The organism is Rufibacter sediminis (assembly GCF_014269285.1).
Lineage (GTDB): Bacteria > Bacteroidota > Bacteroidia > Cytophagales > Hymenobacteraceae > Nibribacter > Nibribacter sediminis.
On sequence record NZ_JACOAF010000008.1, the window covers coordinates 45,996 to 65,870 of the forward strand.

At 53.5% G+C, this 19,875-nt stretch carries 17 protein-coding genes; 12 read left to right on the forward strand and 5 right to left on the reverse strand.

Annotation, left to right across the window (positions count from 1 at the left end):
- Nucleotides 1-443 precede the first annotated feature (443 nt).
- The 6 genes from H7U12_RS03110 (at nucleotide 444) to H7U12_RS03135 (ending at nucleotide 6,311) form a co-directional block, all read left to right on the forward strand.
- Nucleotides 444-959, forward strand: coding sequence for an RNA polymerase sigma factor (locus tag H7U12_RS03110; RefSeq protein ID WP_186632734.1), 516 nt, complete (start codon nucleotides 444-446; stop codon nucleotides 957-959).
- A 152-nt stretch (nucleotides 960-1,111) separates the two neighbouring features.
- On the forward strand, nucleotides 1,112-2,620 hold the full coding sequence (locus H7U12_RS03115; RefSeq protein ID WP_186632738.1) for a phytoene desaturase family protein: 1,509 nt from the start codon (nucleotides 1,112-1,114) through the stop codon (nucleotides 2,618-2,620).
- A complete protein-coding gene (locus H7U12_RS03120) occupies nucleotides 2,617-3,471 on the forward strand; it encodes a phytoene/squalene synthase family protein (protein WP_241749080.1) in 855 nt (284 codons plus the stop codon). The genes H7U12_RS03115 and H7U12_RS03120 overlap by 4 nt, the downstream gene beginning before the upstream one ends.
- Nucleotides 3,471-4,001, forward strand: a complete 531-nt coding sequence (locus H7U12_RS03125; RefSeq protein WP_186632742.1) for a hypothetical protein — start codon at nucleotides 3,471-3,473, stop codon at nucleotides 3,999-4,001. The genes H7U12_RS03120 and H7U12_RS03125 overlap by 1 nt, the downstream gene beginning before the upstream one ends.
- 470 nt (nucleotides 4,002-4,471) lie before the next feature.
- Nucleotides 4,472-5,317 (forward strand): 4-hydroxy-3-methylbut-2-enyl diphosphate reductase, encoded by an 846-nt coding sequence (locus H7U12_RS03130; RefSeq protein WP_186633282.1) that lies wholly within the window; start codon nucleotides 4,472-4,474, stop codon nucleotides 5,315-5,317.
- 289 nt (nucleotides 5,318-5,606) lie between these two features.
- Nucleotides 5,607-6,311: a fatty acid desaturase gene (locus H7U12_RS03135; protein ID WP_186632745.1), complete on the forward strand. Its 705-nt coding sequence runs from the start codon at nucleotides 5,607-5,609 to the stop codon at nucleotides 6,309-6,311.
- Between the two features lie 102 nt (nucleotides 6,312-6,413).
- Here H7U12_RS03135 and H7U12_RS03140 read toward each other — a convergent pair whose 3' ends face one another.
- The 5 genes from H7U12_RS03140 to H7U12_RS03160 all read right to left on the reverse strand — a co-directional run bounded on the left by H7U12_RS03140 (nucleotide 6,414) and on the right by H7U12_RS03160 (nucleotide 12,549).
- On the reverse strand, nucleotides 6,414-8,288 hold the full coding sequence (locus H7U12_RS03140) for a M1 family metallopeptidase (protein ID WP_186632748.1): 1,875 nt from the start codon (nucleotides 8,286-8,288) through the stop codon (nucleotides 6,414-6,416).
- Between the two features lie 162 nt (nucleotides 8,289-8,450).
- Complete coding sequence (locus H7U12_RS03145; RefSeq protein ID WP_186632751.1) at nucleotides 8,451-9,227, reverse strand: alpha/beta hydrolase; 777 nt, start codon at nucleotides 9,225-9,227, stop codon at nucleotides 8,451-8,453.
- Nucleotides 9,228-9,423: 196 nt separating this feature from the next.
- Entirely contained in the window at nucleotides 9,424-9,774 is a 351-nt protein-coding gene (locus tag H7U12_RS03150; RefSeq protein ID WP_186632754.1) for a heavy-metal-associated domain-containing protein, read from the reverse strand.
- A 138-nt stretch (nucleotides 9,775-9,912) separates the two neighbouring features.
- Nucleotides 9,913-12,135 carry a TonB-dependent receptor gene (locus H7U12_RS03155; RefSeq protein ID WP_186632757.1) on the reverse strand — a complete coding sequence of 741 codons (2,223 nt, stop codon included), beginning with the start codon at nucleotides 12,133-12,135 and terminating at the stop codon, nucleotides 9,913-9,915.
- Between the two features lie 84 nt (nucleotides 12,136-12,219).
- Nucleotides 12,220-12,549, reverse strand: coding sequence for a hypothetical protein (locus H7U12_RS03160; RefSeq protein ID WP_186632760.1), 330 nt, complete (start codon nucleotides 12,547-12,549; stop codon nucleotides 12,220-12,222).
- A gap of 433 nt (nucleotides 12,550-12,982) precedes the next feature.
- On the opposite strand from H7U12_RS03160, the gene mraZ reads away from it, so the two are divergent.
- The 6 genes from mraZ (at nucleotide 12,983) to mraY (ending at nucleotide 19,702) form a co-directional block, all read left to right on the forward strand.
- Nucleotides 12,983-13,450, forward strand: coding sequence for a division/cell wall cluster transcriptional repressor MraZ (gene mraZ / locus H7U12_RS03165; protein WP_186632763.1), 468 nt, complete (start codon nucleotides 12,983-12,985; stop codon nucleotides 13,448-13,450).
- A 6-nt stretch (nucleotides 13,451-13,456) separates the two neighbouring features.
- Nucleotides 13,457-14,383, forward strand: coding sequence for a 16S rRNA (cytosine(1402)-N(4))-methyltransferase RsmH (gene rsmH, locus H7U12_RS03170; RefSeq protein WP_186632766.1), 927 nt, complete (start codon nucleotides 13,457-13,459; stop codon nucleotides 14,381-14,383).
- 38 nt (nucleotides 14,384-14,421) lie between these two features.
- Nucleotides 14,422-14,862 (forward strand): FtsL-like putative cell division protein, encoded by a 441-nt coding sequence (locus H7U12_RS03175; protein ID WP_186632769.1) that lies wholly within the window; start codon nucleotides 14,422-14,424, stop codon nucleotides 14,860-14,862.
- Nucleotides 14,852-17,005 carry a penicillin-binding protein gene (locus H7U12_RS03180; RefSeq protein WP_186632772.1) on the forward strand — a complete coding sequence of 718 codons (2,154 nt, stop codon included), beginning with the start codon at nucleotides 14,852-14,854 and terminating at the stop codon, nucleotides 17,003-17,005. Before H7U12_RS03175 ends, H7U12_RS03180 begins: the two co-directional genes overlap by 11 nt.
- The gene (locus H7U12_RS03185) at nucleotides 16,944-18,407 is read left to right on the forward strand and encodes a UDP-N-acetylmuramoyl-L-alanyl-D-glutamate--2,6-diaminopimelate ligase (RefSeq protein WP_186632775.1); all 1,464 of its coding nucleotides are present in this window, start codon (nucleotides 16,944-16,946) and stop codon (nucleotides 18,405-18,407) included. Before H7U12_RS03180 ends, H7U12_RS03185 begins: the two co-directional genes overlap by 62 nt.
- A gap of 77 nt (nucleotides 18,408-18,484) precedes the next feature.
- On the forward strand, nucleotides 18,485-19,702 hold the full coding sequence (mraY, locus tag H7U12_RS03190) for a phospho-N-acetylmuramoyl-pentapeptide-transferase (protein ID WP_186632778.1): 1,218 nt from the start codon (nucleotides 18,485-18,487) through the stop codon (nucleotides 19,700-19,702).
- The last annotated feature ends 173 nt before the right edge of the window (nucleotides 19,703-19,875 follow it).

Genomic DNA, 19,875 nt, shown 5'->3' on the forward strand with positions numbered 1-19,875 from the left:
TGTGGCAGGCCATTACATAGGCTGATTATCGGGTAAAGCTCACCAAATTATCTTCCCAACTCCTATTCTTTCTTCTGCAATTGAAGGATACTCCGCTAAGGCGATGTCCTGCCGGGCCGTTTTGCCCCTGTTTTACTCAAAACAGGGGCAAAACGGCTTTTATACTTCCTCTTTTTTTTCTTGGGCCGAAATCCAAAGTACTTCCCTTTCTAGTAAGTATTGCATCTCTGATGCAACCGGGGCCTTTTCGGCCTTTGCGGGGCTTAGGGATGTTGCCAAAATTGCTTACTAATCAAGCAAATGGTTTCTGGCCTCCTCAAGGAGTGATCTTACTTTATTTCGAATAATGTTTAAGGATGTGTGAAAAATATTGAACAAACATTGGCTTTAATATTTTTTGATCCGTATTATTGTTTAATGTTTGTTGTTAATAGTTAAACAAAATGACTGCACTAGATTTTACTTCCGTTGTAGAGCGCATGGCGCCCTCTCTCCGCCCCGCCGCGTATAACCTGACCCGTGATAGTGATGATGCGAAGGATTTAGTGCAGGAAACCCTCCTGAAAGCCTTCGTCAATCGTGACCGGTTCAAGGCGGGTACCAATCTCAAGGCTTGGTTGTACACGATTATGCGCAACACCTTCATCAACCATTACAACAAGGTGACCAAGCGCTCTAGTAACGTAGACACCACTGACTACATCCAGACGCACCCCTCAGATGACCGCATGATTGCCGTGAACCGCGCCTCCGGCGATTTCGCCCTCAATGACATCTATGCCGCCATTGACAACCTGCCCGAGGAGTTGCGGACTCCTTTCATGATGTACTATGTGGGGTATAAGTACCTGGAGATTGCTGAAAAGCTCAAACTCCCCATTGGCACGGTGAAGAACCGGATTCACTTGGCCCGCAAAGAGCTCAAGCAGGAACTGAAAGGATACGCCTACGCTGACTGAGAATTACTTCTTTGCCATCTCCTCTGGCTCAGCCTCTAACCCCGCTGAGCTGGATTATGGTGAAAAAAGAATGTATCTTGTTTCAGCAAATCGTCCATATTTGAAGTATAAGTACCCAGAATCTATCCATCTTTCATCAGAAAGCCTTCAACATGCGTGAGCTCCCCAGGAAAAAAGTAGTAGTCATCGGTGCCGGGTTTGCCGGATTGGCGTCCGCCGCCAGTATGGCCCAGGCTGGTTATGACGTTACCCTGCTGGAGAAGAATGACGTGGCCGGTGGCCGGGCGCGCGTGTTTAAAGCCGATGGTTTCACCTTTGACATGGGGCCCAGCTGGTACTGGATGCCCGACGTTTTTGAGCAGTTTTTCCAGAAGTTCGGCAAAACCACTACAGATTATTACCACCTGGAGCGCCTTGACCCGTCTTACCAGGTGTTGTATGGCGAGCAGGATACCATGGAGCTTCCCGCGGGCATGCCCCAACTGGAAGCCCTGTTTGAGTCCCTGGAACCCGGATCGGCGGAAAAGCTACGGGCGTTCCTGAAACAGGCCGCTTATAAATACGAGGTGGGCATCAACAACCTGGTGTACAAGCCCAGCCGCTCGCTCACCGAGTTTCTGGACGTGAAGCTGCTGGTAGACGTGCTGCGCCTGGATGTGTTTCAATCCATGCACAAGCACGTGCGCAAGTACTTCAAACATCCCCGGCTGATCCAGTTGATGGAGTTCCCCATCCTGTTTTTGGGCGCTTTGCCCCAGAACACCCCGGCCCTGTACAGCCTCATGAACTACGCCGATATGGCGCTGGGCACCTGGTATCCCATGGGCGGCATGCACAAGATTGTGGAAGGCATGGTGGCCTTGGCGCAGGAGCAGGGCGTAAAAATCAGGTTAGGCGAAGAAGTACAAAGGCTGGAGTTTGACCACGATACCATTACCCGCGTCATCACTGCCAAAGGCCAGTATGAAGCCGAGGTGGTGATTGGCGGCTCAGATTACCACCATCTGGAGACGAAGCTGCTTCCTCAGGAATTTCAGAGTTATACCCCTAAGTACTGGGACAGCCGCGTGATGGCGCCGTCCTCGTTGATTTTCTACCTCGGCGTGGACAAGCCACTCAAAGGCTTGCGCCACCACAACCTGTTTTTCGACGAGGATTTCGGGCCGCACGCCCATGAGATTTACACGCAACCTGCCTGGCCTAAAAAACCGCTGTTCTACGTATCGGTGCCTTCCAAGACCGATGCCTCGGTAGCCCCGGCAGGCAATGAGAACTTGTTTATTCTGATTCCGGTCGCGCCTGATCTGCAAGACACCGAAGCCGTGCGCGAGCATTATTACCACCTGGTCATGGACCGCCTGGAGCGGATCACGGGGCAGGAAATCAGGAGCCAGGTGATCTATAAACGCAGTTACGCGCATCAGGATTTTATCCAGGATTACCACGCCTTCAAAGGCAATGCGTACGGGCTGGCCAATACGCTGCTGCAAACGGCCGTGCTGAAGCCCAGCTTGAAAAGTAAGAAAGTTCGTAACCTGTTTTACACCGGGCAACTGACCGTGCCGGGCCCCGGAGTGCCGCCTTCCCTGATCTCAGGGCAGGTAGTGGCCGCCGAGGTGATAAAGGATTTTGCCCCGCAGGAAACCACCCTAACCGTATGAAGATGATTTCAGCGCCCATGACCCTGTTTGACCACACCACGCTGGAATGTAGCAAACTCATTACGCAGCGCTACAGCACGTCCTTCACGTTAGGAATCAAAACGCTGCACCCGCGGTTCCATGATCCCATCTACGCCATTTACGGCTTTGTGCGGTTCGCCGATGAGATCGTGGATACCTTCCACACCCATGACCGGGCTAGCCTGCTGGAGCGGTTCAAACAGGAGACGTACCAGGCGCTGGAAGAGAAAATCAGCCTCAATCCGGTGCTGCACGCCTTCCAGATGGTGGTGAACCAGTACCACATTGATCGGGAGTTCATTAACGCCTTCCTGCACAGCATGGAAATGGACCTGTTTGACCAGAAGTACAACTGTGACCTGTACGAGGAATACATCTACGGTTCCGCCGAAGTAGTAGGCCTCATGTGTCTGCGGGTTTTCTGCGAGGGTGACAATCCCATGTTTGACCGCTTGAAAGCCGCCGCCTGCTCGTTGGGCGCGGCGTTCCAGAAAGTGAACTTCCTCAGAGACATCCGCAGTGATTACCAGGACCGGGGCCGCGTTTACTTTCCCAAGGTAGATTTCCGTTCGTTCTGCAACAAAGACAAAGAGGAGATCGAGCGGGACATTCAGCAGGATTTTGACAACGCCTACGCGGGCATCGTAGCCTTGCCCAAAGGAGCCAAACTGGGCGTTTACCTGGCGTACATCTACTATCTGAAGCTTTTTAAGAAAATTAAACAGCTTCCTGCTGCCCAAATTTTGGCAGAACGCGTAAGAGTGCCTGATAATACGAAGTTGGCTTTACTGTTAAGTTCGTATATTAGGTACCAGTTTAAAACGATCTAATGCAGTTACTCGCTTCTCTTGTCTTTCTTTGCTTCAGCCTGGTTTCTCTGCCGCAAAAAGCAGACCCTTACGCTCATGCCACCCTGTTAAACTATTACCAGACGGCCGCCAAAGACGAAGAGATAGCCAAGAAGTTTGTTTCCCTCATGGACAAGTACCCGGGCAAAGATCCGCTGAAGATGGGTTACCGGGCGGTGTCGCACGCCATCATGGCCAAACATGTCTGGAGCCCGTATTCCAAGCTCAAGTACCTTCGGCAGTCTTCCCAGTTCTTTGAACAGGCGGTGGCTTTGGACAAGCAAGACGCCGAGGTCCGTTTTCTGCGTTTTTCCATTGAGAACTACATTCCGCGCTACCTGAACATGAGCAGCCACCTGGAGGAAGACAAGAGAGTTTTCATGGACGCTATCCTGCGGCATCCGCGCTCCGGCATCTCCGCGGAGACCGTGAAGATCATGCGCGATTTTCTCATGCGCAAAGACTTACTCACCGAGCAGGAGCAGCAACAACTCGCCAAGCTGGATCTCTAGCAGAGCCGTTTTTGGCTCTTTTTCAAGAAAGTAGCTCAAAAACAGAGCCTTATCTTTTGGTTATGCTTTCTGAACTCCCGCCATTTAGTTGTTAAATGCGTAAAAGTACAGAAGGCAGGTATAAACCGTCATGCTATCTAAAACTAACTCATAGCGCAGAGTACGGTTGTTTTTCTGGATCATCTCTGACGTCTTTTCATCAGACTTTTATAAATTAGCTGTATGTGTCATACTCCTTGGAGCGTACTGACACTCACCACGTTCAGACCAGGCGAAGTATTCGTTTGGTCCCATGCAAAAGGAGGGGACCTCACCCATAGAAATGGAGAGACCCGCTGCTTGTTGCTTTTAGAATTCGCTATCCCGGCCGAGGAGATAAGATAAATGCTGCTGATCACGCTTCTGTGATTTTTTCAAGGGAAAAGCAGGGGTACGTGTAAACAATCCGGTACATGACTTGTTTAGGGTATATGCGTCAGCTACAGGTACAAATTGATTCGAATTCGGGCTTTTGCTTTGGGGTGATCTATGCCATTCAGATGGCCGAGGACCTGCTGGAGGAACAGGGATACCTCTATTGCCTGGGAGACATCGTGCACAACGACGAGGAGGTGGAGCGTCTGCAGCAGAAAGGGCTCCGCATCATCAACTATGACACCTTGCAGAACCTGCGCGACGAAAGTGTGCTCATCCGGGCGCACGGCGAGCCGCCTTCCACCTACCAAACGGCGCTGCAGAATAACCTCACGCTCATAGACGCCTCTTGCCCGGTGGTGCTCAAGCTGCAGAACCGCATTAAAACGTCGTTTGATAAAAAAGACCAGATCTTCATCTACGGAAAACACGGCCACGCCGAAGTGTTGGGATTGCTGGGCCAGACGAACAACGAAGCCGTGGTGTTTGAGAACCTGGAGGAACTGCTTCGGCACGAGTTGCCACAGAACATCACGCTCTACAGCCAGACCACCAAAAGCACCGATAATTTCTACCGCATCAAGAACGAGCTGGAGACGCGGGGCTATTCCGTGGCCGCCAACGACACCATCTGCCGCCAGGTCTCCAACCGCGACAAGGAACTCCGCCGTTTCGCGCAGCAATACAACAAGGTGATTTTCGTGTCGGGCACCAAGTCGTCTAACGGGCGGGTGCTGTACCAGGTCTGCAAAGACACCAACCCCAACACGTATTTCGTCTCCAAAGTGGAGGAACTGAACCCCGAGTGGTTTGCCCCGGGAGATACCATTGGCGTCTGCGGAGCCACCTCTACGCCCATGTGGCTTATGGAGGAGGTCCGAAATGCTTTGATGGCGTTTTAGCGGTTAGCCAAAAATCAGGCGGTTCTATAATCTAGAGACAAGCTGTTTAGAGGGTGTTTTTTGAAAAAGGGGCTCTAAACGCTCTTGCGGTACTTATGGAGTTCATGTTCCTGATTCCAGCTATGGCGCGGAAGTTCCTTCCGTGACTAACAGAAGAAAGTGTCAGGGAAGTAAATTCGAAGAGGGTGTTCAGCTAACAATCCGCAAGACCAGCGCAAACACCCGTCAAATAAGTTATCAGAAAGAGTGGTACCTTCGTACCGAAAGATAGAACAGAGTCTAACGCGTTTTGAAGCAGTTTTTTCAAAAACATACCGGAATCATCATCGCCCTCGTCATTTTGCTGACTTGGGGAGCCGTGCTGTGGTCTCTGCTGCACTGGGAGGTAAACTTCTGGTCTCCGCTTACCTACTTGGCGGTACTGGTCATGATGCACCTGTATACCGGATTGTTCATTACCGCCCATGATGCAATGCACGGGGTAGTCGCCCCCGGAAACAAGCCACTCAACACCGTCATAGGCACCATCTGCGCCGGTCTGTTCGCCTACAACTACTACGGTCGCCTGTACCCCAGACATCACCTGCACCACCGCCACGTCGCCACCGACCAGGACCCCGATTACCACGGCGGAAACTTCTTTCTGTGGTTCCTTAGCTTCGCGATGCAGTACGTCACCGTGGTGCAAGTGCTGCTGATGGCGGGCACCTACCATTTGCTGCAGGTGTGGTTTCCGGTGGAGAACGTGATTCTGTTCTGGATGGTACCGGCCGTATTGGCCACGTTACAACTGTTCTACTTCGGGACGTACCTGCCGCATCGGGGTGAGCACGAGCACGACAATCGTCACAAATCCTCCACCCAGTCCAGAAACCATCTGTGGGCCTTTTTCAGCTGCTATTTCTTTGGGTACCATTATGAGCACCATGACAAGCCGTATCTGCCCTGGTGGAAACTCTACCAGGAGAAAAACCGGCTAGTAAAAGGGCAATAGCGTTTCGTGGCCGTTTTCAGAAAAACGGCCCAAAAGGCAAGGCGGGCAAAGAGAACGATACCTCTCTTTGCCCGCCTTGCCTGTTTTAGGACTGGTGGAAAATTACTTCACCAAATACACATTGTCGCTGGGGTTGGAGTCTGGTACGTACGTGCCTTTCAGCTCCAGTTTCTTCACGGCTTTCTCAGGTTTGAAATCAACCTGAACCGAGGTGTTCCCAGTTTCCCAGACAGACACGTTCCGGGTGATGTGGGAAGTGCTGTTATCGGCGTAGGTCACCACCAGTTCCACCGGAACGGGTTTAGTGCCTTTGGCCTGCACGGTCACCTGGTATTGGCCGGCTTGCTGCTGTACGTTGCCGATGGCCAGATCGGGGTAGCCTTCGTCAAAGAACCAGCGCTTCCAGAACCAGTTGAGGTTGCGGCCCGCGCCGGTGTTCATGGCGTTGAAGAAGTCCCAGGGCAGCGGATGCTTGCCGTTCCATTGCGCAATGTAGTGGTGGAGGGCCTTCGTGAACAGCTCATCGCCCAGCATTTGTTTCACATACAAATAGCCGAGTGCCGGTTTGGGGTAGGAGTTCAGGAAGAAAGGAGTGCCGTTCTGTTGGGTAGACAAGGTCATGATGGGCATGTCGGCCTCGGTGGCGGCCAGGCGGGCGTAGGGTGTCACGCCATAATCATCTACCAGCTTGGGTTCGATGATGGACGAGATGATCCATTCGCCAATGGTGGCCCAGCCTTCGTCCATCCAGCCGTATTTGGTTTCGTTCGTGCCCATGTAGAAGGGGAACATGGTGTGGAAGATCTCGTGATCGGTGAGGGTAATGGCGTCTTCGCGGGTTTTCACCGGATTGTCGTTCACCATCATGGGGTATTCCATCTGGTCCAGGCCGTCAAACACGGTTTCGTGGGAGTAGGGGAAAGGCCATTTGGGGAACGTGTAGCTCATGGCCTCCACGGTTTTGCGGGCGAAATGAATCACTTCCTCGAAGTCATGGTGGGCCGGGTTGTAGGCCACGTCTACGCGGGTGCGGCGTTTGGTCTTAGGGTCCACCACCAGGCTGGTAGAGTTCCAGAGGTAATGGTCTGACGTAGCGAACGCGAAATCCACCACGTTGTCAGCCGAGAATTTCCAGGTGTTGCGGGCTTTCTGGGCGGTGATGTCCTGGCGTTTCAGGTCGTTTGGGTCGATGATGGCCACGATGGCGTCTTTCTTCTCGGCATCGGCCAGGCGCTTGGCGTATTTCCTGGAAAGCACTTCCGGCGCGTTTTTCAGATCGCCGGTGGCCCACACCACGAAGTTTTTAGGCACGGTGATCTCGGTGTTGAACGAGCAGAAATCGTTGTAAAACTCCTGCGGACCCAGGTACGGAATACGGTTCCAGCCGTCCACATCGTCATACACGGCAATACGCGGGAAAAAGTACGCCACAAACGCCGATCCCAGCGAGTCTACCTGCCCGGTGCGCATGTGCGAACCCGCGTTTAAGGTGTAGTTATAGGCGATGGAAAAATTGGCTTTCTGCTTAGGCGGAATAGGTTTGACCCGAAGGGTGAGGTTGGTAGCGTCCACGCGAAGCCTCTGCACATTCTGCGGCTCCTGGTTCACGCTGAGGCGCTCAATCTGCACGCCTTCGCTCACGTCCTCGGGGGCGATGCCGCCCGCCCGGGGAGCGCCTTTCTGGTACAGGTTGGGGTAGAGCTTGAAGACAATCTGCTTCAGCGTGTCGGGGCTGTTGTTGGTGTAGGCGATGTCTACGGTTCCGGCCAGTTTACGGGAAAACGGGTCAAAATCGATCTTGATGGTGTAGTCGGCGGTGTTTTGCCAGTAGCTTTCCCCGGGCGAGCCGTCCAGGCTGCGGGTGCCGTTCTGGTACGCGGCCGCAATGTTGCGCGGCATGGGCAAGGGCTGCTGGGCAAAGACGCTGGTGCTTACCGCCAGCAACGCGCAGAGGAGAAGTTGTTTGGGTGATCGCATGCAGTGATGGGCAGTGGGAACAGGACTGCAGGCTAAAGGTAAGGCTTTCTGCCGTGAGGCGTACCCACAGCGGCCATTTTCCTGGGCGTTCAAATGGAAAGGCGCTTTAGGGCCGTTTTCAGGAAAACGACTCTAAAGCGCCTTTGCAAGTTTGATTTCTTCCTAGAGTTCTTCTTCCGGAAGGATCTGGAGCCAGTTGTAAATGGTGGTGGCTACTTCTTCCCAGCCGGGCTCGCCGCAGATGAAGTGGCTACGCTTGGGGAACTCCTTTAATTCCAGAATGCTGCTTTTGTCTTCGTAGGCCCGCACGTTTTTCTCCACCAGATCGGCGGGGCAGATTTTGTCTTCTGCGCCGGAGATAAAAAGTAGCGGCGGGTGAGACCGTTCCAAATCTACTTTGCCCGAAGAGCCCATGCAGTCCCGGAATACGTTGCGGCTGTCATGCGTGGCGGTGCGCTCATAGGCTTCCTGCACAGCTGTTTCGGGCAAGGTATTGGCAAAGGCCGCGTGAAACGTCTCCAGGTCCATGAAGACCGGCTCATCGCCTTTCAGCGGATTGGCAATGGTAGCGCTGTTCTTGAAGAACGACAGATCGAAATCAATCATACCGTTGGGCGCTACCGAGCTGATGGGCACGCCGGCCTCAATCAACCCGCGGTTCGCTAATATCTGTACAACCAGCCCACCTACGGAGTGCCCGATGACGATAGGCTTTTGGTTTTGGGTGAGGACCAAGACTTCTACTTCGGCGATAATATCGTCCAGGCCCAGTTTTCCCAATCCGGCGGGCGGATTGGCGCGCAGTTGGGCCGGTTCTCCGGCGTGTAGCGGCCAGGCAGGGGCCATGCAGTTATAGCCTCGTTCATTGAAGAACGCTACCCACTTCTCCCAGCTTTTGGGATTCTGGAACATTCCATGAACAAAGAGGATGGTTTTCATAGGGTTAGTTTTGGGTTAGCTCATACGTACGGAGCTTTCAGGACAGTCGGATTTTTGGTGCACGAATTTTCTGATCTGCCCCGGTGGTGTCTGTTTTTAGCCTGTTTTTGGAAAATCGGCTTGAAACGGAATGCGGTACAACAAAAAAGCCTGCTGAAAAGCAGGCTTTAGAGGATATATAAACGCTAAAAGAAGCTTAGTGCACCGCGTCTTTTTTGCAGCAGGCATCCAGACGGTCATAGGCGCGGGGCGTAGCCGGTGAGCTGTCTGCGTCATAGCCCAGCTCGTTCACCGCTTTTTTGATTTTTTCCAAAGAAGTTTTCTCGCCGTTGTAAGACACGGTAAGAATTTTGGAGTCTACGTCCAGGGTGGCTTTGTTCACGCCTTTCTCGTAGGCCAGGCCTTTTTCCAGGGTGGCTTTGCACATGCCGCACACCGCCGAGGTTTTAATTTTCACTTCTTCGCCTTTCTTGCCGTCCTGCGCGAAACCTACAGTAGACAGCCCGATGAGCACTAAAGAAAACATCCAGATTTTAAGGGTTTTCATGGTTGATGGTTAAGGGTTAGAGATATGGATTAAACGTTTAATTTATTGCTGAGCGATTTTAGCATGTTTTGCGAAAATCAGGCCAAAAACGGATTCAATTGTTAATTGCTGATTGTTTTTCTGATCAGCAATCAACAATTATTTCAAAGTAAAGCGCATGCCGGTGTAAATCACGCGGCCAATCACCGGGGCCCACACCATGCTCGCGTCAAACTCCTGGCTGAAAGGCCGGTCTGCGGCGATGATCGGGTTTTTCTGTTTGTAATCCAGGAGGTTCTCGCCGCCTACGTACACTTCCCAGCGTTTGAAAGCCCGGGTGATCTGCCCATTAAACACCGCGTAGGGATGAACAGTTCGTGTCATAATGGAGGTTTCGTGCTGGTTCATGTTATGCTCCATGGAAGGAACCAGCCTATTCCCGAACCATTGTGCGGTCAAATCGGCGCGCCATTTGTCAAAAGGCGTCGCGAAGCCCAGGTTTAGGAACGCGCGGTGATTGGGGATGAACGGCCGCCGCAGCAGTTCGCCGTTGTAGGTGGTGCGCACGTCAAAGTACTTGTAAGCCGCTTTCACATCCAGCATAGACGTCAGCTCATACTGCACCTCGGCCTGAAAGCTTTTGGAAAAGGAGCGTCCGTTCAGGTTGGTGAACGTCACCAGGTACGGACTGCTGTACATGTCCGGCACAATCTGGTTCTGGAAAGAAGTGTAGTAGTAATCGGTGATGAAGGCGCCTTTGCGCTCGCCCACCTCAAAGTACTGCGTGAAGCTTCCGCCCAGGTTCCAGGCTTTCTCGGGTTGCAGGTTGTCCTTGAAGTAGAAGGCGCGGTTGCTGATGAGCGAGGCCACGTTCTCCGCAATGGGATTGGCTACCCTAAAGCCTTTTCCGGCCGCCAGACGCAGAATAGAGTTCGGGTTGAAGTCGTATTTCACGTTAAAACGCGGCGTGTACACCCACCCGAACAGGTTATGATGATCGGCCCGAACGCCGCCTACCAGCGTCAGATTGGTGCTGTTTTGGTAAATATACTCGAAAAACGCCCCTGGCACCCGCTCTTGGCGCTTCAGCCGCTGACCGGCCAGATTCTCCTTATAATCTTCGTACTGGTAGCTCAACCCGGTTTTATAGGTGTGAGCCGTGTTCCCAAACGCCGACTGAAAGATCAAATTCGCCAAGCCGCTGTTCTGGTAGCCCTTGTAGGTTCTGGGCCCATACTGCGAGTCAAAATCATGCCGCGCACCAGACAAAATCAACCCGATGCTCTGGTATGGCTTGTTCTTGAACGTGTACGAGGTTTTGGAGAAGCCACTAAAGCGGCCGGTCTCGGACTCAGTGCCGTAAAAGCTTCCTTCTCTTTGCGGCATGCCAGAGCGGTAATTCACCTGTCCGCCGGTGCGGGTTTCACGCAGCGCCTGAAGGCCTATCTCGGCTACCCATTGTTTGCCAGTGTTGAATTTCCATTTGTTGAACACGTTGTAGTGCTTGCCCAGGGGCAGGTCCAGAAAACCGTCATTGTTGCCGTCTACGCGGTTGCTCAGTTGGTCGGTGTGAAGCATGAGCACGGTGCTCAGTTTGGGCGTGAGGGTGAACGAGGTGTTCACGTTGGCATCCCACTTGGCCAGGCTGTTGCCGTAGAGGTTCACGTACAGTCGGTCTGATTTCTCCGGGTCTTTCAATCGCACGTTCACCTGCCCCGAGATGGATTCATAGCCATTCAATACCGAGCCGGTGCCTTTGATGATGTCAATGGCGTCAATGTATGTGCCTGAGAGGTAGTTCAACCGGTAAGGTGTCGCCAAACCCCGCAGGGCGGGAACGTTGTCAGTCGTCATCAAGGTGTATGCTCCGTCCAGGCCCAGCATCTGAATCTGCTTCGCGCCGGAAACCGCATCTGAGGTAGAAACCTCCACCGAGGCGTTCGTTTCAAAACTTTCGGCCAGGTTACAGCACGCAGATTTAGTTAAGTCCTGGGCGGTGATGACCTGCGAGTTGGTGGGTGTCATGGCCGAGTAGCGGTCTTGCTTGCCGGTGATGGTCACCTCCTTGATAGAAGTAATGGACCGCAACTGCACTATAATGTGGGACCTGCCCTGTACCTGCACGGTATCTGGTTTGTAGCCGATGTAGGAGATGAGGACGGCCGTTTCTCCGGCCGGGGCAGCGGCTAAGGTGAAATGCCCGGTGGCATCAGTGCTGGTGGCTTGGCTGGTGCCTAGCCAGCTAACGGAGGCGCCAATTAGAGGAGTAGCATTAGCCGCATCTGTCACGCGGCCGGCAAGCGTCTGGGCCGTTCCCAGGAAAGGGAGCAGAAGCCCAAGTAAAGTCACGGCTAAAAATGCCTGACGTTTAGAAGATAACATGAATTGGTTTGCATTAGGTATAACATCTGTTCTGGGGCTGAGACACGGCAAAAACCGCTTCAGCCAGGGGAATAGATGGTCTTCCTATATGTTCAGGATGTGCAGACGGTGCAGCAGGGCTCGGCCCGCCAACGGGGGCGAGGTGTCAGAGTAATTCGGCCAGGCACCTTCCTCGGGAGCGCCAACCACCGGCGGAAGAAGGAAAACAGAGGCTAGGGCCGGCGGAAGAGCCGCAAACTCCACCTTGCTGAATTTCAGGGTGGAAGGGATGTCCAGTTTGTGCAGGGTGGTGGAAACAGAGCAGCAGGAAGCCTTTTCTACCTGGGTTGTTCCCTCCGGGCAAGCTGCTTTCTTCTTGGTGGCGCAGCAGCCCATCTCCTCCATTTTCTGGGCCGGATCTTGAGATGGGGACATGCTCAACATTGCACAAAAACGCTGTGAAGCCGCCACCCCCACGGAACCCGTCAGGAGGCTAAACGCCAGCAGTAAGAGCACGAAATGTCTGAGTTTTCCTCTCATAGGGCAAAGATATGGAATTTTGACCCACTTTCCACCACCTTCCCGCCCCAAGTGCTTTCAGTAGTCCGCAGAAGAGGGTGTTTGTGGTTAAGTATTTGATCATTAGTAGTTTGTGCAAGTATTCACGTGTTATTTAGCAAATATATTGAAAATGTTATCCATAACTTATCCCAAAGTGGCGGGAAAAATGTGGATAATGTGCATAAGTGGGGTGGATAACCATGATTTATCCACAAAGTGGGAAAATGTGGGAGACTGTGGTTGACTTTGCTTCCCCCTTTAGTACTTTTGTTTTGTACCAAAGACTGTCGTCACTGCCACAACCACCATGAACTTCCTCTCCGGCGAATACGAATGTAAGCTAGACCCGAAGGGAAGATTGGTGCTGCCTGCCAAAATCAAATCCAACTTGCCCGATGAGTGCGGAAACCAGGTGGTCCTGACCCGCGGGTTTGAGCCTTGCCTGGTGTTGTACCCCAAAACGGAGTGGAAAACGATCTACGATAAGGTGGCGAGCTTGAATGAGTTCAACGAAGAGTACCGTCATTTTCAGCGGAATTTCTTCCGGGGAAACACCGAGATTGAACTGGATGCCGCCGGCCGATTTATCTTGCCGCGCACCATGGTACGGTACGCCGAGATAGAGAAAGACGCCATTGTGGTAGGTTTGGGAAACCGGGTAGAAATCTGGAACCCAGATAAGTACGACGCATTTTTAATTAAAGACCAGCAGAACTTCTCGCAACTGGCGCAGAAGTTCCTCGGTGACCAACCGAGCTCACCCCCAACTGAATAAACGCCTATGCAGTACCACCAGCCCGTTTTGTTGCAGGAATCGGTAGATGCGTTGGCCATTAAACCCGGCGGCATTTACGTAGACGTCACCTTTGGCGGTGGCGGCCACTCGGCGCACATCTTAACTCAGATGCAGGGGGGCCAGCTCTACTCCTTTGACCAGGACACCGATGCCGAGAAACAAGCCGAAAAGCTGATCTCCGATCAATTTACGTTTGTCAAAGCCAATTTCCGCTACCTCAAGAAATACCTGCGCCTCTACGGCGTGCGCCAAGTAGACGGCATTTTAGCTGACCTGGGCGTTTCCTCCCATCAGTTCAATACCGCTGAGCGCGGATTTTCCACCCGTTTTGACGGTCCGCTGGACATGCGCATGGACAAAGACAGTCCGCTTACCGCGCAGCAGGTGATTCTGGAATACTCAGAAGAGCAGCTGCATAAAATCTTCGGGTTGTACGGTGAGGTGAAGAATGCCAAGACGCTGGCGCGGGAAGTAGTCTCCGCCAGAAACGTGCAGACCATTGAGACCATCGCTGATTTCAAGCAGGCCATTGCCGGCTGTACGCCCAAAGGAAAAGAGAACAAGTACCTGGCCCAGGTTTTCCAAGCGCTGCGCATTGAAGTGAACGATGAGCTGAAAGCCCTGGAGGAGATGCTGGAGCAAGCCGTGGAGGTACTGAAGCCGGGCGGAAGGCTGTCGGTGATTTCCTACCATTCCCTGGAAGATAGACTGGTGAAGAACTACATCGGCAAAGGCAAGTTCTTTGGGGAGGTGGAGAAAGATTTCTTCGGGAACGAGATTAAACCGCTTGATTCTGTAACCCGCAAGCCCATTGTGCCGGGCGCGCTGGAGTTGCAGGAGAATAACCGCTCCCGCAGCGCCAAACTGCGGGTGGCGCAGAAAAGAGAGACACCTGAATCGTCAAAGAAGTAGAGAGATAGAAGGGGAGTAACACATTTTACGATTTAATTATGGCAGTCAACACCGTACGTCCACAAGTGAATCGGCCCAAGGCAAACACCCTGCGGGAAGTGCCTAAGGTAGAGAAACCGCGTCCGGCCCGCCCGCCGCGCCAGAAGGGCACCAGTCTGTTTGAACTGTTAGACCGCTACACCAAAGTAGACTGGTTCTTCGCCGAAGGTCTGCCCGTGCGGTACTTGCCCAAGGTGCTTTTCCTGATGGGTGTGACCTTGTTTTACATTGGCAACACCCACTACGCCGACCGCACGCTCCGCCGCATTGACAAAACCAAAGCCGAGACCGAGGACCTGCGCGCCGACTATACCACGTTGAAGTCTGATTACATGGAGGCGAGCAAACAGTCTGAGGTGGCCCGCAACGTGGAGCCCCTCGGTCTGATGGAAAGTTCAACTCCACCCATCCAAGTAGTTCTGAAGAAAGATGAATATTAAGAGGTCCATCGTTACGCGCGTGCGGGTGGCTTTTTTGGCCATCTGTCTTTTCGCGTTCGCAATTATCTACAAAGTAGGGTACATCCAGTTCAAGGACGGCGACCGTTGGCGCGAGATTGCCAACGAGAAGCGGTTCCATTACCAACCGGTGTACGCCACCCGCGGAAACATCTATTCCAACGATGACCGCATCATGGCGACTTCTTTGCCGTTTTACCGGGTGGCCTTTGACCCCACCATTTCCCCGGACGATGTTTTCTCCAAAGGCATCGACTCCTTAGCCATTCAACTGTCCCGCTTCTACGGTGACCGTTCGCCGGAGTATTACAAGCGCAAAATCAAGAATGCCCGCAGCGCCGGACGTAAATACGTGCGCCTGAACGGCCGCCTCATCAATTACCAGGACAAGAAGATGATGGCCAAGTGGCCGGTATTCAGGGCTGGTAAGAACCGGGGCGGGGTGATTTTCGAGAAACTGGATCGTAGGTTCCTGCCGTTCGGGTCACTGGCCAAACGGACCATCGGGTTTATCAACGAAGACCGCAACGGAGCCGGTCTGGAGTTCTCTTTCAATCGCCATTTGGCCGGGAAGGACGGCGAGGCGCTGTATGAGCGCATGGCCGGGGGTAACAAGCCCATCAATGACGGCACCGAGGTGAAACCCATGCCGGGTTTTGACATACAGACCACCATTGACATTAACCTGCAAGACGTTGCCGAGAACGCCCTGAACCGTGCGCTTACCCTCAATGATGCCGCCCACGGTTGCGTGATTCTCATGGAAGTGAGCACCGGCCATATCAAAGCCATTGCCAACCTGGGCCGCCAGAGCGAAGGCGTGTACGCCGAGGATTACAACTACGCGGTAGGTAACCAGGGCCGGACCGAGCCGGGCTCCACGTTCAAGCTGGCCTCCATGATGGCCCTGCTGGAAGAAACCGACATGAGCCTCACCGATACCGTGGATACCGGCAATGGTTCTGAGCGCATCGGCGGAGCCGTGAAAACGGATACCCACGGTAACGGAAAGATTACTTTACAGCAAGTTTTCGAAAAATCCTCCAATATCGGCGTAGCCAAGCTCATTCAACAGACGTTTGAGAGCAACCCGCAGAAGTACGTGGATTACCTGCACAAATTCGGGCTGCACCAGCCGCTGGGCTTCCAGATGAACGGCGAGGCGGTGCCGTACATCAAATCTCCCAAAGACCGTAGCTGGAGCCGTCCGTCGCTTTCTACTATGGCCATTGGCTATGAGCTGAAGATTTCTCCGTTGCAGACTTTGGCGTTCTATAACGCGGTGGCGAACAACGGTGTGAAAGTGCAGCCCATGATCGTGAAAAGCATCAAGCGCGCCGATCAGGTGCTGGAGTCCTTTGAAACGAAAGTGCTCAACCCCAGCATCTGCTCTGAGCAGACGGTGAAGGAACTGCGGCAGATGATGGAAGGGGTTGTGGAGAACGGAACGGCCAAGAACCTGAAAAGCAAAGACTACAAAGTAGCCGGTAAAACCGGAACCGCCCGGAAGGTCATCAACGGCCAGTATACCCGTAAATATTCCACCTCTTTCGTGGGGTACTTCCCGGCAGATCGGCCTAAATACAGCTGTATCGTGATCATTGACAGCCCACAGAAAAACGCCCAGTACGGCGGTGACGTGGCCGCCCCGGTTTTCCGGGAACTCGCTGACAAAGCCTACGCTCAGGATCTGGCCATTCACGCGCCCATGGCGCGCCGTCCGGCAAACGTGGCACCTAAATTGCCGGTGCTGCACGCCGGAAACCAGGAAGAACTCACCATTCTCTGCAACAAACTGGGTGTGAGTGCGCATCCGCTGAGCCCCGAGGAAGACTGGGTACGGGTAGATACTCAGAAACATTCGGTGGCCCTGAAACCGGTGCCGGTGAAAATGGGCCAGGTGCCCGATGTAACCGATATGACCCTGCGCGATGCGCTGTTCATCCTGGGGAACCACGGGATCAAAGTGCGGGCCATCGGGTTCGGGCGGGTGGAGAGCCAAAGCATCCCGCCGGGAGAGCCTTTGGCCAAAGGAACAATTATGACCATTACACTTTCAAAACATGGCGCAACTAGAAAACCTGCTACAGGTACTCCAGTCACCGCAATTGCTCGGGCCTACTAACCCCGAGCTTTCTGCGTTAACGATGGATTCCCGCCAGGCAGGACCAGGCGTGGCTTTCTTTGCTATCCGGGGTACGCTCCGCGATGGCCATGACTATATAGAGACGGCCGTGCAGCAGGGCGTTTCGGTGGTGTTTTGCGAAAAACTGCCCCAAAACACTCCTGACACGGTAACCTTCGTGCAGGTACCCGATACCGCCGAAACCATGGGCTTGATCGCTGCTGAGTTCTACGGCAACCCTTCTAAGAAACTGAAACTGGTGGGCGTGACCGGCACTAATGGCAAAACCACCTGCGTGACCTTGCTGCACAAACTGTACCGTGACTTGGGCTACAATGCCGGGTTGCTTTCTACGGTACAGAACCAGATTAACGAGACGGTGATCCCGGCTTCGCACACCACGCCAGATGCCATCACTTTGCAAGGGTTGTTGGCGCAGATGGTGAAAGCCGGTTGCACGCACGCGTTCATGGAGGTGAGCTCGCATGCCCTGGTGCAGCACCGCGTGACTGGGGTACAGTTCACCGGCGCCGTGTTCACCAACATCACCCACGACCACCTGGACTACCACGGTACTTTTGACGAATACATCAAAGCCAAGAAGCTGTTTTTCGATCACCTGAACAAGAAGGCGTTTGCCTTGGTGAACTCTGATGACAAGCGCGCCATGGTGATGCTGCAGAACACCAAAGCCACCAAATACACCTACGCCCTCCGCAAAGAAGCTGATTTCAAAGCCCGTCTGCTGGATAACTCCATCCAGGGCTTGCAACTGGAGCTGGAAGGGCAGGAGGTTTGGTTCCGCCTGATCGGGACGTTCAACGCCTATAATCTGCTGGCGGTGTACGGCGCGGCCACGCTGCTGGGCGAAGACAAGCAGGAAGTGCTGGCGAGTTTGTCTAGCCTGACCTCGGCCGCGGGCCGATTCGATTACGTGGTGTCGCCGGGGCAGATTACCGGTATTGTGGATTACGCCCACACGCCTGATGCGCTGGAGAACGTGCTGCAAACCATTCAGCAGATCCGGAAGCCGGAGCAGAAAGTCATCACCATTGTGGGCTGCGGCGGAAACCGCGACGCGGCCAAGCGTCCGGTCATGGCTGATATCGCCGCCAAGATGAGCGACCGCGTGATCTTGACCTCTGATAACCCGCGCGACGAAGATCCGCAGGAAATCCTGAACCAAATGCAGGCCGGCGTGAAACCCACCGACCTGAAGAAGTCGCTTTCGGTGATCGATCGCCGGGAGGCCATTAAAACTGCCGTGTTGCTGGCCGAGGCCGATGACATCATTCTGGTGGCAGGCAAGGGGCACGAGACCTACCAGGAAGTGAAAGGCGTGCGCTCTCCGTTCGATGACAAGCAGGTGCTGCAGGAATCCTTCGCCTTGCTGCAGAAGTAAGGCGGAAGCTAAAACTAAAATGACTTAGACGGGAAGAGGCTTATCACCGCTCCTTCTCAGACGATAATACGAAACGGATGCTTTATTACCTTTTTGATTTTCTAGACAGGCAATTTGACTTCTACGGGGCGGGCGTGATGCGGTACATCTCGTTCAGGGCCGGATTGGCTGCGCTGGTGTCACTGCTGATTGCCATGATCTTTGGAGGGCGCCTCATCCGGTTGCTGCACCGCAAGCAAGTGGGCGAATCCATCCGCGACCTAGGTTTAGAAGGCCAGTTGGAGAAGAAAGGCACGCCTACCATGGGTGGTCTCATCATCATTCTAGCCATTTTGCTGCCCACGCTTCTGTTTGCCCGTCTGGACAACGTGTACATCCTCCTGATGCTGGTTTCCACCATTTGGCTGGGTGCCATCGGGTTTCTGGACGATTATATCAAGGTGTTCCGCAAGAACAAAGAAGGCTTGGCAGGTCGGTTCAAGATTCTGGGCCAGATTGGCCTGGGGTTGATTGTGGGCCTGACGCTGTTTTTCTCCGAGGATGTGGTGGTGCGCCAATACCTGACGTCCAAAGGGCTCTCCGCGATTGACGTTTCCGGCAGCTTCACCGATGTCCGGAAGATGATCACCACGGTGCCGTTCACCAAGAACAACGAGCTGGACTACCACCAGTTCTTCAGTTTCGCCAGTCCGTTGCTGGGCTCCTATGCCCGTTTCCTCTACATCCCGCTGGTGATCATCATCATCACGGCCGTGTCTAACGGTGCCAACATCACCGACGGCATTGACGGTCTGGCCGCCGGTACTTCGGCGATTATCGGAACCACGCTGGCCGTGTTCGCCTGGGTATCTGGTAACTCCGTCTTCGCCGATTACTTTGACATCATGTACATCCCCAACACGGGCGAGTTGGTGATTTTTTGTACCGCCTTTGTGGGGGCCTGCGTGGGTTTCCTGTGGTACAACTCCTATCCGGCGCAGGTGTTCATGGGCGATACCGGTTCCCTGTCTATCGGCGGCATCATCGCCGTTTTAGCCCTGATTTTAAGAAAGGAGCTCTTAATCCCCATCCTGTGCGGCATCTTCCTGGTGGAGAACCTTTCAGTGATGCTACAGGTGAGTTACTTCAAATACACTAAAAAGAAATACGGCGAGGGCCGGCGCATTTTCAAGATGTCGCCGCTGCACCACCACTACCAGAAACTGGGCTACCATGAATCCAAGATCGTGTCAAGGTTCTGGACGGTGGGCATCATGCTAGCCATTTTGACGCTGGTGACTTTGAAATTAAGGTAAGCCGTTTTAGGCCTGTTTTTAGGAAAATAGGCCTAAAACAACCCAAAACTTATCCAAGACAAACCCCTTTTTGTCATCCTGAAAGGATCTTGGGGCAAGCTAGACGGACAGATATAGCAGCGCTTTTGCCGTTCGCCACCAAGATCCTTCCAGGATGACAAAAGAAAAAAAGA